This is a genomic window from Microbispora sp. H10836 (assembly GCF_012999525.1).
Lineage (GTDB): Bacteria > Actinomycetota > Actinomycetes > Streptosporangiales > Streptosporangiaceae > Microbispora.
The window spans coordinates 60,118-73,198 of the sequence record NZ_JABBWU010000007.1 but is presented as its reverse complement, the minus strand read 5'-3'; the positions used below and the strand labels follow the sequence as shown (position 1 = coordinate 73,198).

The 13,081-nt window shown below is 76.1% G+C and carries 9 protein-coding genes and 1 riboswitch; all 9 genes read left to right on the top strand.

Annotated features, from left to right (window positions below; all coding sequences use genetic code 11):
• The first annotated feature begins 95 nt into the window (after positions 1-95).
• Positions 96-219: riboswitch (cobalamin riboswitch) on the top strand.
• A gap of 47 nt (positions 220-266) precedes the next feature.
• Genes HHX30_RS15025 through cbiE form a run of 9 tightly spaced genes read left to right on the top strand, consistent with a single transcriptional unit; the run spans position 267 to position 13,081 of the window.
• The gene (locus HHX30_RS15025) at positions 267-1,838 is read left to right on the top strand and encodes a cobyric acid synthase (RefSeq protein ID WP_169982563.1); all 1,572 of its coding nucleotides are present in this window, start codon (positions 267-269) and stop codon (positions 1,836-1,838) included.
• Positions 1,835-5,392: a cobaltochelatase subunit CobN gene (gene cobN, locus HHX30_RS15020; RefSeq protein WP_169982562.1), complete on the top strand. Its 3,558-nt coding sequence runs from the start codon at positions 1,835-1,837 to the stop codon at positions 5,390-5,392. Before HHX30_RS15025 ends, cobN begins: the two co-directional genes overlap by 4 nt.
• Positions 5,389-7,326 carry a putative cobaltochelatase gene (locus tag HHX30_RS15015; protein WP_169982561.1) on the top strand — a complete coding sequence of 646 codons (1,938 nt, stop codon included), beginning with the start codon at positions 5,389-5,391 and terminating at the stop codon, positions 7,324-7,326. Before cobN ends, HHX30_RS15015 begins: the two co-directional genes overlap by 4 nt.
• Positions 7,327-7,941, top strand: a complete 615-nt coding sequence (gene cobO, locus HHX30_RS15010) for a cob(I)yrinic acid a,c-diamide adenosyltransferase (protein ID WP_169982560.1) — start codon at positions 7,327-7,329, stop codon at positions 7,939-7,941. It abuts the gene before it with no gap.
• Positions 7,935-9,248 (top strand): cobyrinate a,c-diamide synthase, encoded by a 1,314-nt coding sequence (locus HHX30_RS15005; RefSeq protein WP_169982559.1) that lies wholly within the window; start codon positions 7,935-7,937, stop codon positions 9,246-9,248. The genes cobO and HHX30_RS15005 overlap by 7 nt, the downstream gene beginning before the upstream one ends.
• On the top strand, positions 9,245-9,979 hold the full coding sequence (gene cobI / locus HHX30_RS15000; protein WP_169982558.1) for a precorrin-2 C(20)-methyltransferase: 735 nt from the start codon (positions 9,245-9,247) through the stop codon (positions 9,977-9,979). Before HHX30_RS15005 ends, cobI begins: the two co-directional genes overlap by 4 nt.
• Entirely contained in the window at positions 9,976-10,773 is a 798-nt protein-coding gene (gene cobM, locus HHX30_RS14995) for a precorrin-4 C(11)-methyltransferase (protein ID WP_169982557.1), read from the top strand. Before cobI ends, cobM begins: the two co-directional genes overlap by 4 nt.
• Complete coding sequence (locus HHX30_RS14990; protein WP_311922413.1) at positions 10,770-11,912, top strand: cobalt-precorrin-5B (C(1))-methyltransferase; 1,143 nt, start codon at positions 10,770-10,772, stop codon at positions 11,910-11,912. The genes cobM and HHX30_RS14990 overlap by 4 nt, the downstream gene beginning before the upstream one ends.
• A complete protein-coding gene (gene cbiE, locus HHX30_RS14985; protein ID WP_169982556.1) occupies positions 11,906-13,081 on the top strand; it encodes a precorrin-6y C5,15-methyltransferase (decarboxylating) subunit CbiE in 1,176 nt (391 codons plus the stop codon). Before HHX30_RS14990 ends, cbiE begins: the two co-directional genes overlap by 7 nt.

The following is a 13,081-nucleotide window of genomic DNA, read 5'->3' as shown; positions in this document are numbered from 1 at the left end:
CAAGCGCACCTAGCGTCCCCACTAGATCAGACAGACCACACTTGCGGGACATCCGACACAAAGGTGTATGTTGACCACCGCAAGCGACGGACGCGGAGGAAGCCGGTGTGAATCCGGCGCGGTCCCGCCACTGTCACCGGGGAGCGACCCTCACCCACGCCACTGCCCAGCACGGGCGGGAAGGCTGAGGGAAGCGCCGATCCGGGAGCCAGGATACTCCGGCCGTCGGACCTTCTACCGGGGGCGCGGACACCCCCAGGGGGGACATGCCATGGCCCGGACAGGCCTGCGCAGACGCGCCTCACTGCCGGTTTCGCGCTCCATCACCTGACGTGGCGGCCGGCGGCGGCCTGCTCGTGGCGGGCACGACCTCCGATGCCGGGAAGAGCGTCCTGGTGGCCGGGCTGTGCCGGTGGCTGGCCCGGCGCGGCGTACGGGTCGCGCCTTTCAAGGCGCAGAACATGGCGCTCAACTCGATGGTCACCGCCGACGGCGGCGAGATCGGACGGGCCCAGGCGATGCAGGCCGCGGCGGCCCGGGTCGAGCCCGAGGCCGCGATGAACCCGGTGCTCATCAAACCGGCCGGGGAGCGGCACTCCCACGTCGTCGTGCTCGGCCGGGCGCACGCCGACGTGGACGCCGTGTCCTACCGCGACCACAAGATGCGCCTGCTCGACGTCGCCCTCGACGCGCTGAACGGCCTGCGCCGCCGCTACGACGTGGTGATCTGCGAGGGGGCGGGCAGCCCGGCCGAGGTCAACCTGCGCGACCGCGACATCGCCAACATGGGCCTGGCCCGCGCGGCCGGTCTGCCGGCGCTCGTCGTCGGCGACATCGACAGGGGCGGCGTGCTCGCGCACTTCGCCGGCACCCTCGCGGTGCTGGACCGGGACGACCAGCGGCACATCGCCGGCTTCGTGGTCAACAAGTTCCGCGGCGACCTCGCGCTGCTGCGGCCGGGGCTCGACTGGCTGGCGGAGGCGACGGGCCGTCCGTGTCTGGGCGTGCTGCCGTGGCGCTCGGGCCTTTGGCTCGACGTGGAGGACTCTCTCGACCTCGACAGCCGTCCCGGCCTGCTCACCCCGCCGGTCGGAGATGAGATCCTGCGCGTGGCCCTCGTACGGCTGCCGCGGATGTCCAACGTCACCGACGCCGACGCGCTGGCCGCCGAACCGGGGGTGAGTGTGCGCCTGGTCACCACTCCCGCCGAGCTCGCCGACGCCGACCTCGTCGTGCTGCCCGGCACCCGCGCCACCGTCGGCGACCTCGCCTGGCTGCGCGAGCGGGGCCTGGACGAGGCGCTGCGCCGCCGCGCCGCCGAGGGCGGCCCGGTGCTCGGGATCTGCGGCGGCTACCAGATGCTCGGCACGGTCGTCGACGACGACGTGGAGAGCCGGGCGGGCCGGGTTCCCGGCCTGGGCCTGCTGCCCGCCCGCACGGCGTACGCGCCGGACAAGGTGCTGGCGCTCGCGGAGGGCGAGTGGCGGGGCCACGAGGTGGCGGGCTACCAGATCCACCACGGCCGGGTCACGGCAGAGGGCGGCGAGCCGTTCCTCGACGGCTGCCGGGCGGGAGCGGTGTGGGGCACGACCTGGCACGGCCTGTTCGAACGGGACGGCTTCCGCCGGGCCTTCCTCGCCGAGGTCGCCGCCGCCGGCGGCCGGGCCTGGCTGCCGGGGAGCGGCACGTTCGCCGCGCACCGGGAGGCCCGTCTCGACGCGCTGGGCGACCTCGTCGAGGAGCACCTGGACACCGAGGCCGTGTGGCGGCTCATCGAGCGGGGCGTGCCCGGCGGCCTGCCCACCGCCGAGATCGCGTTGCGGGAGGACCGTCCATGACGATGCTGCTGCTGTCCACCGCCGACACCGAGCTGCTCGCCGCCACCCGCGGCGGGGCGGGCTGGCGGGTCGCCAACCCCGCGCGTACGGACGTCGGGGACGTGCCCGCGCTCGTGGACGGCGTGGACGCCGTCGTCGTCCGGCTGCTCGGCGGCAGGCGCTCGTGGCCCGAGGGGCTCGACGCCGTGCTGGCCGCCGGGCTGCCCACGATCGTGCTCGGCGGCGAGCAGGCCCCGGACGCCGCGCTGATGGCGCTGTCCACCGTGCCGTCGGGGGTCGCGGCCCAGGCGCTCGCCTATCTCGCGGAGGGCGGCCCGGACAACCTGGCGGAGCTGCGGCGCTTCCTGTCCGACACGCTTCTGCTGACCGGCGAGGGCTTCGCGCCGCCCAGACCCACCCCCGCCTGCGGCGTGCGGCCCGGCCGCGCCCGCCGGGAGGGCCGCCCGCTGGTCGGCGTGGTCTACTACCGGGCCCACGAGCTGTCGGGCAACACGGCGTTCGTCGACGCGTTGTGCGACGCGGTCGAGGCGGCGGGCGCCGACGTGCTGCCGGTCTTCTGCGGGTCGCTGCGCGGGGCGGGCGACGACCTGCTCGAACCGCTGCGGCCGGTGGACGCCCTCGTCGTCACCGTGCTGGCCGCGGGCGGCGCGGTGGCCGCCGCCGCGAGCGCGGGCGGCGACGAGGACGCCTGGGACGCCGGGGCGCTCGCCGCCCTCGACGTGCCGGTGCTGCAGGCGCTGTGCCTGACCACCCCCCGCGCGGTCTGGGCGGACTCCGACGCCGGCCTGTCCCCGCTGGACGCCGCGATGCAGGTGGCGGTGCCCGAATTCGACGGCAGGCTGATCGGCGTGCCGTTCTCCTTCAAGGAGGACGGGCCCGACGGCGTGCCGGTCTACGTCGCCGACCCCGAGCGGTGCGCCCGCGTGGCCGCCCTCGCGGTCGCGCACGCCCGGCTGCGCCATGTGCCCAACGGCGACAAGCGCCTGGCGATCGTGCTGTCGTCCTACCCCACCCGGCACGCCCGGGTCGGCAACGCCGTCGGGCTCGACACCCCCGCCTCCGCCGTCGTGTTGCTGCGGGCCCTGCGCGCGGCCGGGTACGACGTGGGTGGCGCGCCGGACGACGGCGACGCGCTGATCCACGCCCTGATCGCGGCGGGCGGCCACGACGTTGAGTGGCTCACCGAGGAGCAGCTGGAGGCCGCCCCGGCCCGGGTGCCGCTGGACGCCTACCGGGAGTGGTTCGCGGCGCTGCCCGCCGAGCTGGGCGAGGCGGTGACCGCCCACTGGGGCCCGCCGCCCGGCTCCCTCTACGTCGACGGGAGCGACATCGTGGTCGCCGCGCTGCGGTTCGGCAACGTCATGCTCGCCATCCAGCCGCCCCGGGGGTTCGGCGAGAACCCGGTGGCCATCTACCACGACCCCGACCTGCCGCCGAGCCACCACTACCTCGCGGCGTACTGGTGGCTGGCCCGCGAGTTCGGCGCGCACGCCGTCGTCCACCTCGGCAAGCACGGCACGCTGGAGTGGCTGCCGGGCAAGGGGCTCGGGTTGTCGGCGTCGTGCGCGCCCGACGCCGCGCTCGGCGCGCTGCCGCTGGTCTACCCGTTCATCGTCAACGATCCTGGCGAGGGCACCCAGGCCAAGCGCCGCGCGCACGCCACCGTCGTCGACCACCTGATCCCGCCGATGGCCAGGGCCGACTCGTACGGCGACCTGGCCCGGCTGGAGCAGCTGCTGGACGAGCACGCCACCGTCGCCGCCCTCGACCCGGCCAAGCTGCCGGCCGTACGAGCGCGGATCTGGACGCTCATCCAGGCCGCCCAGCTCCACCACGACCTGCACGTGGACGAGCGGCCGCAGGACGCGGAGTTCGACGACTTCCTGCTGCACGTCGACGGCTATCTCTGCGAGATCAAGGACGCCCAGATCCGCGACGGCCTCCATGTGCTCGGCCAGGTCCACACCGGGGAGGCCCGAGTCAACCTCGTGCTCGCCGTGCTGCGCGCCCGTCAGGTCTGGGCCGGCGCCGCCGGGGCGCTGCCCGGCCTGCGCGAGGCTCTCGGCCTGCGCGAGACCCTTGGCCTGCCGGGAGACGCCGGGACGGCGGAGGTGGACGCGTTCGAGGGCGAGGCGCGGCGGCTGGTCCAGGCCATGGAGGACCACGGCTGGGACCCGGCGGCGGCCGGCGCGGTCACGGACGTGCCGGAGGCCGCCCGGGTGCTGCGCTTCGCCGCCGAGGAGGTCGTGCCGAGGCTCGACCGGACGACGGACGAGGTCGCGCACGTGCTGCACGCGCTGGACGGCGGTTACGTGCCCGCCGGGCCGTCCGGGTCGCCCACGCGCGGGCTGGTCAACGTGCTGCCCACCGGCCGCAACTTCTACTCGGTCGACCCCAAGGCGATCCCGTCGCGGCTGGCCTGGGAGACCGGCTCGGCGCTCGCGGCCTCGCTGGTCGAGCGCTACCGCGCCGACACCGGCGAGTGGCCGCGCACGGTCGGCCTGACGGTCTGGGGCACCAGCGCGATGCGCACCCAGGGCGACGACATCGCCGAGATCATGGCGCTGCTCGGCGTGCGGCCGGAGTGGGACGACGCCTCCCGCCGGGTGACCGGGTTCGAGGTCATACAGGCCGGCGAGCTGGGCCGCCCCCGGGTGGACGTGGTCGTGCGCATCAGCGGCTTCTTCCGCGACGCGTTCCCCCACGTCGTGACGCTGCTCGACGAGGCCGTACGGACGGTCGCCGCGCTGGACGAGCCCGCCGAGGTCAACCCGCTGCGGGCGCACGTCCACGCCGACCTCGGCCGGCACGGCGACGAGCGCCGCGCCACCAGCCGCGTCTTCGGCTCCAAACCCGGCGCGTACGGCGCGGGCCTGCTGCCGCTCATCGACGCCCGCAACTGGCGTGACGACGCCGACCTCGCCGAGGTGTACGCGGTGTGGGGCGGCTACGCCTACGGCCGGGGCCTGGACGGCCGGGAGGCACGCGCGGACATGGAGGCGGCGTTCCGGCGCATCGACGTGGCGGCCAAGAACCAGGACAACCGCGAGCACGACATCGCCGACTCCGACGACTACTTCCAGTACCACGGCGGGATGGTGGCCATGGTCCGCCACCTGACCGGCACGTCCCCCGCGGCGTACGTGGGCGACTCGCACGTCCCCGACGCGGTGCGCACCCGGACGCTGGGCGAGGAGACGCGGCGGGTGTTCCGGTCCCGGGTGGTCAACCCGCGCTGGATCGCGGCGATGCGGCGGCACGGATACAAGGGGGCGTTCGAGATGGCGGCCACGGTGGACTACCTGTTCGGGTTCGACGCCACGGCCGGGGTGGTGGACGACTGGATGTACGAGTCGCTCGCCGCCTCCTACGTCTTCGACCCGCAGGTGCGGGAGTTCATGCGGGCTTCCAACCCCTGGGCGCTGCGCGGCATCGCCGAACGGCTGCTGGAGGCGGCCGACCGGGGCCTGTGGGCCGAGCCGTCGCCGGAGACCCTCGACGGCCTGCGTGCGACGTACCTGGAGATGGAAGGCGACCTGGAGGCGGGCAAGTGACCGGACATCCCTTCACCGCGTATCCGTTCAGCGCGGTCGTCGGGCACGACGACCTCAAGCTGGCGCTGCTGCTCAACGCCGTGTCGCCCGCGATCGGCGGCGTGCTCGTGCGGGGCGAGAAGGGCACGGCGAAGTCGACCGTGGTGCGGTCGCTCGCGGCGCTGCTGCCCGAGGTGACGGTGGTGGCGGGCTGCCGGTTCTCCTGCGATCCCGCCGCGCCCGATCCGTCGTGTCCCGACGGCCCGCACGAGAGCGGCCTGTCCGGGCGGCCACGCCCCGCCCGCCTGGCCGAACTGCCGGTGGGCGCGTCGGAGGACCGGGTGGCCGGGTCGCTCGACCTGGAGCGGGCGCTGACCGAGGGGGTCAAGGCGTTCGAGCCGGGCCTCCTGGCGGCGGCGCACCGTGGCGTGCTCTACGTGGACGAGGTCAACCTGCTCCACGACCACCTGGTGGACCTGCTGCTCGACGCGGCGGCGATGGGTGTGGCCCACGTTGAGCGCGAGGGCGTGTCGGTCCGCCACGCCGCCCGTTTCCTGCTGGTCGGCACGATGAACCCCGAGGAGGGCGAGCTCCGGCCGCAACTGCTCGACCGGTTCGGCCTCGCCGTCGAGGTGCGCGCCTCCCGCGACCCGGACGAGCGTGCCGAGGTGGTGCGCCGCCGCCTCGCCTTCGACGCCGATCCGGCCGGCTTCGCCGCCGCGTACGCCGGCGGCGAGCGCGACCTCGCCCGGCGCATCACGGCGGCGCGTGACCGGCTGCCCGGCGTGGCGCTTCCCGACGCCGCGCTGCGGGGCATCACGGCGGTGTGCGCGGCCTTCGACGTCGAGGGGATGCGCGCCGACCTCGTGATGGCGCGTACGGCGGTCGCCCTGTCCGCGTGGGAGGGCAGGGCCGAGGTCACCTCCGGCGACGTCAGGGCGGCCGCCCGCCTGGCACTCCCCCACCGGCGCCGCCGCGACCCGTTCGACGACCCGGGCCGGGGACTCGACGAGGAACGCCTGGAACAGGCCCTGTCGGAGGCCGCTTCCGAAAGCGACGACGGACCGGACGACGACGGGCCGGGTGGTGGGGGCGCGTCCGGCGACGGTTCCGGCGACGGCGACGGGTCCGGGGGCGGCGCGGCGTCCCAGCCCGCCCAGCCGGGGGCGCCCTATCGGACCCGGCTCCTCGCCCCCGCCGCGGTCGGCCGGGGCGGGCCCGCCGGACGGCGCGGGCGCACCACGGGTGAGTCCGGCCGCACCGTCGGCGCCCGTACGCCGGGCGGGCGGCTGCGGCGGCTCGACCTGCCGGCGACGCTGGCCGCCGCCGCGCCCCACCAGCGCGAACGCGGCCGTGCCGGTTCCGGCCTCGTGCTGCGCCGCGACGACCTGCGCGAGGCCGTACGCGAGGGACGCGAGTCGAACCTCGTGCTGTTCTGCGTGGACGCCAGCGGCTCGATGGCCGCCCGGGCCCGGATGCGCGCCGTGAAGGGCGCCGTGCTGTCCCTGCTGCTGGACGCCTACCAGCGCCGCGACAAGGTCGGCCTGGTCACCTTCCGGGGCGAGGACGCGACGGTCGCGCTGCCGCCGACCTCCAGTGTCGAGCTGGCCTCCGGCCGGCTGGCCCGGCTGGCCACCGGCGGGCGCACCCCGCTGGCCGCCGGGCTGCGCCGGGCGGAACGGGTGCTGGCCGCCGAGCGGCTGCGCGACCCCCGCCGCCGCGCGCTGCTCGTGGTCGTCACCGACGGCAGGCACACCTTCGGCCCCGACCCGGTCGACGCCGCCCGGCGGCTGGCCGGGGTCGCGAGCGTGGTCGTCGACTGCGAGCACGGCCCCGTACGGCTCGGCCTGGCCGGGCGGCTCGCCGCCGCGCTGGGCGGAACGGCGATCCGTCTGGAAGAGCTGGCGGCCGATCACCTGGCCGCGGTGGTCCGTGACGTCAGGAGGGTGGCGTAGATGCCGCAGGGCAGGCCGGCGAGCGTGCCGGACGACGGGCTGACCACGCGCGCGCGGCGCAACCGCCCGCTGGTCATCGTGCACACCGGGGAGATGAAAGGGAAGTCGACGGCCGCCTTCGGCCTGGCGCTGCGCGCCTGGAACCAGGGCTGGCCCGTCGGAGTGTTCCAGTTCGTCAAGAGCGCCAAGTGGCGGGTCGGCGAGGAGGCCGCCCTGCGCGCCCTCGGCCGGCTGCACGAGCAGACCGGCGAGGGCGGGCCGGTGACCTGGCACAAGATGGGCGAGGGCTGGTCGTGGATCCGGCGGCCCGGCACCGAGGCCGACCACGCCGCCGACGCCCGCGAGGGCTGGGCGCAGATCAGGCGCGACCTCGCCGCCGAGACCTACGGCCTGTACGTCCTCGACGAGTTCACCTATCCCCTCAAGTGGGGCTGGGTCGACGTGGACGACGTGGTCGAGACCCTGCGCGCCCGGCCCGGCCGCCAGCACGTGGTGATCACCGGCCGCGACGCCGATCACCGCCTGGTCGAGGCCGCCGACCTCGTGGTGGAGATGACCAAGGTCAAGCACCCGATGGACGCGGGACAGAAGGGCCAGAGGGGCATCGAATGGTGAGCGTCCCCCGGCTCGTCGTCGCCGCCCCGGCCTCGGGCACGGGCAAGACCACCGTGGCCACCGGGCTGATGGCGGCGCTGACCGCGCGCGGCCTGGCCGTCTCGCCGCACAAGGCGGGCCCCGACTACATCGACCCCGGCTACCACGCGCTCGCCACCGGCCGTCCGGGCCGCAACCTCGACGCGTTCCTCGTCGGGGAGGACCTGGTGGCCCCGCTGTTCGCGCACGGCGCGCGCGGCGCGGACGTCGCGGTCGTCGAAGGCGTCATGGGATTGTTCGATGGCCGGGGGCCGACCTCGGAAGCCTCGACCGCGCACATCGCCCGCCTGCTCGACGCGCCCGTGCTGCTCGTGGTGGACGCGTCGTCCCAGTCGGCGTCCGTCGCGGCCCTCGTGCACGGCTTCGCCACCTTCGACCGGTCCGTACGGATCGCCGGGGTGGTGCTCAACCGGGTGGGCTCGGCCCGCCACGAGGAGATCCTCCGCGAGGCGCTGCGGCCGCTCGGCATCCCGGTGGCCGGGGTCCTGCCGCGCGACGCGGCCGTCCACGTGCCGTCGCGGCACCTCGGCCTGGTGCCCGCCGCCGAGCGCGACGCGCAGGCGCGGCGGGCCGTGGCCGCCCTCGGGACGCTGGTGAAGCGGCACTGCGACCTCGACCTCGTGCTGCGCCTGGCGTCGGCCGCGCCGCCGCTTCCGGCCGCCCCCTGGTCGGCCGCCGACGCGGTGGGAATCCCGGTTTCCGGGCGGCCCGTGGTCGCGGTCGCCGCCGGCGCGGCGTTCACGTTCTCCTACGCCGAGACGGCCGAGCTGCTGAGCGCCGCCGGGGCCGAGGTGGCGTACGTCGACCCGCTGCGGGACGAGGCGCTGCCGCCGGGCACCCGGGCGCTGGTGATCGGCGGCGGGTTCCCCGAGGTCCACGCCGCCGACCTGGCCGCCAACAGGCCGTTGCGGGGACAGGTCGCCCGCCTCGCCGCCCGCGGCCTGCCGATCGCGGCCGAGTGCGCGGGTCTGCTCTACCTGGCCGCCTCGCTCGACGGCGCGCCGATGTGCGGGGTGCTGCCGGTGGAGGCGCGGATGACCGAGCGGCTGACGCTCGGCTACCGGGAGGCCGTACGGCCCGACGGCACGGTCGTACGCGCCCACGAGTTCCACCGCACCGCCTGCTCTCCGCCCGCCGGGGAGTCCCCGGCGTACGTGCTGCCGAGGCGGGAGGGATTCGTCCGGGGCGGCGTGCACGCCTCCTACCTCCACCCGCACTGGGCGGGCGCGCCGCGCCTGGCGCGCGATCTCGTGGAGGCTGCCGCATGAGGCCCGTGCTGATGGGGGTCGGCGTCGGCCCGGGCGACCCGGACCTGGTGACGGTGAAGGCCGTGCGCGTGCTGCGCGAGGCCGACGTGGTCGTGGTGCCGGTGGCCGACACCGGGGAGGAGGGCCGCGCCGAGCGCATCGTCCGCGCCCACACCGGCCGCGAGGTGACCCGCCTCGAGTTCGCCCTGGCCGATCCGCCGGGCAGCGGTCCCCGGCGTGAGGCGGCCTGGGACGCGGCGGGCGCCGCCGTCGCCGCCGTCTATGAGACCGGCGCGCGGACGGTCGCGTTCGCGACGATCGGCGACCCCAACGTCTACAGCACCTTCACCTACCTGGCCGGGACCGTGCGCGGGCTCGTGCCGGAGCTGGAGGTCCGCACGGTCCCCGGCGTCACCGCCATGCAGGCGCTCGCGGCGAGCAGCGGGACCGTCCTGGTCGAGGGCCGGGAGTCGCTGGCGCTGATGCCGCTGACGGCGGGGCTGGACGCCCTGCGCGCGGCGCTCGACGTCCACGACACCGTCGTCGCCTACAAGGGAGGGCGCATGCTGCCGGGAGTGCTGGCCGCCGTCCGCGAGTCCGGCCGGCTGGCCGGCGCGGTGTACGGCGCGTCGCTCGGGCTGCCGCAGGAGGACGTGCGGCCCGCCGCCGGGCTCGACCCGGCCGGGACCGGGCCGTACCTGTCCGCGCTGCTGGTCACCCGGGAGCGTACGGGCCGGGGAGGCCGGCTGTGAGCGGGAAGGTCACTTTCGTCGGCGCGGGGCCGGGCGCGCCCGACCTGCTCACGCTGCGCGGCGCGGCGGCCATCGCGGCCGCCGACGTCGTGGTCTGGGCCTCCAGCCTGGTGCACCCCGGCCTGCTCGGCCACGCCCGGGCCGGCGCCCGGATCGTCGACTCCGCCGCGGTGCCCCTGGAGGAGGTCGTCGCCGTGTACGAGGAGGCGGCCCTCGACGGGCTGCACATCGCCCGCGTGCACTCCGGCGACCCCGCCCTGTGGGGGGCCGTGCAGGAACAGCTCGACCGGTGCACCGCGCTCGGGCTGGAGACCGAGGTCGTGCCGGGGGTCTCCAGCTTCACCGCCGTCGCCGCCGCCGTACGGCGGGAGCTGACTGTGCCGGAGGTCGCGCAGTCGGTCGTGCTCACCCGGCTGGAGGGCGGCAAGACGCCGATGCCCGAGGGCGAGACCGTGCGGGAGTTCGCCGCGCACGGCACGACGATGGCGCTGTTCCTGTCGGCGGCCCGCTCGGCGCAGTTGCAGCAGGAACTGCTGGCGGGCGGCTACCCGCCCGAGACGCCCTGCGTGGTCGGCTACCGGGTCACGTGGGAGGACGAGCTGGTGCTGCGCTGCCGCCTGGACGAGCTGGCGGCAGCCGTGCGCGCCCATCGGCTCTGGAAGCACACGCTGGTGCTGGTCGGGCCCGCGCTGGAGGCCCACGGGACGCGCTCACACCTCTACCACCCGGGCCACTTCCACGGCCACCGCCGCTCCGAGCCCGCGGCCCGGCGCGAGCTGAAGGGATCCCGGTGACCGAGGGCCCTGAGCTGCGCGAGCCGGACCTGCCGCGCACGATGCGGGTGCGCAAGCGGGCGCTGCGCACCGGATGGACGACGGGCACCTGCGGCGCCGCCGCCGCGAAGGCCGCCAGCATCGCGCTCGCGCACGGCGACACCCCGCCCACCGTGGACACGCCGCTGCCCGGCGGCGGCCGGGTGACGCTGCCGGTCGACTCCTACGCCGTAGGCGACGCCAGGGCCACGGCCGTGGTCGTCAAGGACGCCGGCGACGACCCCGACGTGACCGACGGCGCGCACCTGACCGCGACCGTGTCCTGGCGTCCCGAAGCCGGCATCGAACTGGACGGCGGCGTCGGCGTCGGCGTGGTCACCCGGCCGGGCCTCGGCCTGGAGGTCGGCGGCCCGGCCATCAACCCGGTCCCCCGGGCGCAGATCACCCAGGCCGTCGGTGAGGTCGTGGACCTCGGGCGGCGCGGCGTCCGCGTGGTCATCAGCGTGCCCGAGGGCGAGCGGATGGCCCGCAAGACCACCAACGCCAGGCTCGGGATCCTCGGCGGCATCTCGATCCTCGGCACCACCGGGATCGTGCGGCCGTTCTCCACCGAGTCGTGGCGCTCCTCCGTCCTGCAGGCGATCGACGTGATGGCGGCGCAGGGCGAGCGCACGCTGGTGCTGTCCACGGGCGGGCGCACCGACCGGGCCGCGATGCGGCTGCGGCCCGGCCTGCCCGCCGTGTGCTTCGTCGAGGTCGGCGACTTCACCGGGGCCGCGCTGCGCCGGGCCGCCGACGCGGGGCTGACCGACGTGCTGTTCGTCGGCATGGTCGGCAAGCTGACCAAGCTCGCCGCGGGCGTGCTCATGACGCACTACACCCGGTCGAAGATCGACAAGGACCTGCTGGCCGGGATGACCCGGGAGGCGGGCGGCGACGAGGCCCTGGCCGGGCGGGTCGCCGAGGCCAACACCGCCCGGCACGCGTACGAGTTGTGGGAGGCCGCCGGGCTGCTCGAACCCGCCGGGCGCGTGCTGTGCGCGCGGGTCAAGAACGTGCTGGAGCGGTTCTGCGACGGCGCGCTCACCGCCTCGGTGATCATGGTCGATCCGGACGGCCACGCCCCGGTCGCCTCCAGCGGGGAGGCCGTCGGGTGGTGACGGTCATCGGCGTCGACGGACGTCCCCTCGCTCCATGGGCCGCCGCGCGGCTGGCCGGGGCGACGCTGGTGGCGGGCGCCGCCCGCCACCTGGACGCGCTGCCGGTGCCCGCGCGGGCCGCGCGCGTCGTGCTGGGGGACGTCGCGGCGGGAGTGCGGGCCCTCGCGGCCCATGACGGCCCGGCCGTCGTGCTCGCCTCGGGCGACCCCGGGTTCTTCGGCCTCGTCCGCCTGCTGCGCGAGCACGGTCTCGGCGTCGAGGTCGCACCCGCCGTCTCCTCGGTCGCGGCGGCCTTCGGGCTGGCCGGCCTGAACTGGGACGACGCCGTCGTGGTGAGCGCGCACGGGCGCGACCCGCGCCGGGCCGTCAACGCCTGCCGGGCGCTGGCGAAGGTCGCCGTGCTCACCGCGCCGGGCGCGGGTCCCGCCGAGATCGGCGCCGCGCTGCGCGGCTGGCCACGCCGGCTCCTGGTCGCGGAGCGCCTCGGCGCCGCCGGACGGCGGGTGACCGAATGCACGCCTGACGAGGCCGCCCGGCGGGAGTGGACCGACCCCAACGTGGTGCTCTCCCTGGTGGATCGCCCGTCTCCGCGCGGCTGGGCGGCGCCACCGCGCCTGACTCCGGAGCGCTGGGCGCTGCCCGAGGAGCGCTTCGAGCACCGCGACAGCATGATCAGCAAGGCGGAGGTGCGGGCGCTGGCCCTCGCCCACCTCGGTCCCGGCGTGGGCGACCTGGTCTGGGACCTCGGCTGCGGCAGCGGCTCCGTGGCCGTCGAGGCGGCCCGGTTCGGTGCCGCCGTCGTCGCCGCCGACCGCGACCCCGCCCAGTGCGACCGGACGCGCCGCAACGCCGCCGCGTACGGCGTCGAGGTGCGGGTGGTGCACGGCGAGGCCCCCGGATGCCTGGCCGGGCTGCCCGGCCCCGACGCGGTGTTCGTCGGCGGGGGCGGCGCCGATGTGGTAGGCCACGTGGCGGGTCTCGGCCCGCGATCCGTGGTCGCCGCGCTCGCCGCCGTCGACAGGGTGCCCGCCGTACGTGACGCGCTGCGCGCCGCGGCGTACGACGTCGGCGGCGTGTCGCTCGCGGCGAGCAGGTTCGCCGATCTGCCCGGCGGCGCCACACGTCTCGCCGCGGCCAATCCGGTCTTTCTCGTATGGGGGCATCGTTGA

Excerpts from the sequence above, each read along its gene's own strand:
- HHX30_RS15025 (WP_169982563.1), top strand. The coding sequence starts at position 267 with ATGCCATGGCCCGGACAGGCCTGCGCAGACGCGCCTCACTGCCGGTTT.
- cobN (WP_169982562.1), top strand. The coding sequence starts at position 1,835 with ATGACGATGCTGCTGCTGTCCACCGCCGACACCGAGCTGCTCGCCGCC.
- cobO (WP_169982560.1), top strand. The coding sequence starts at position 7,327 with ATGCCGCAGGGCAGGCCGGCGAGCGTGCCGGACGACGGGCTGACCACG.
- HHX30_RS15005 (WP_169982559.1), top strand. The coding sequence starts at position 7,935 with ATGGTGAGCGTCCCCCGGCTCGTCGTCGCCGCCCCGGCCTCGGGCACG.
- cobI (WP_169982558.1), top strand. The coding sequence starts at position 9,245 with ATGAGGCCCGTGCTGATGGGGGTCGGCGTCGGCCCGGGCGACCCGGAC.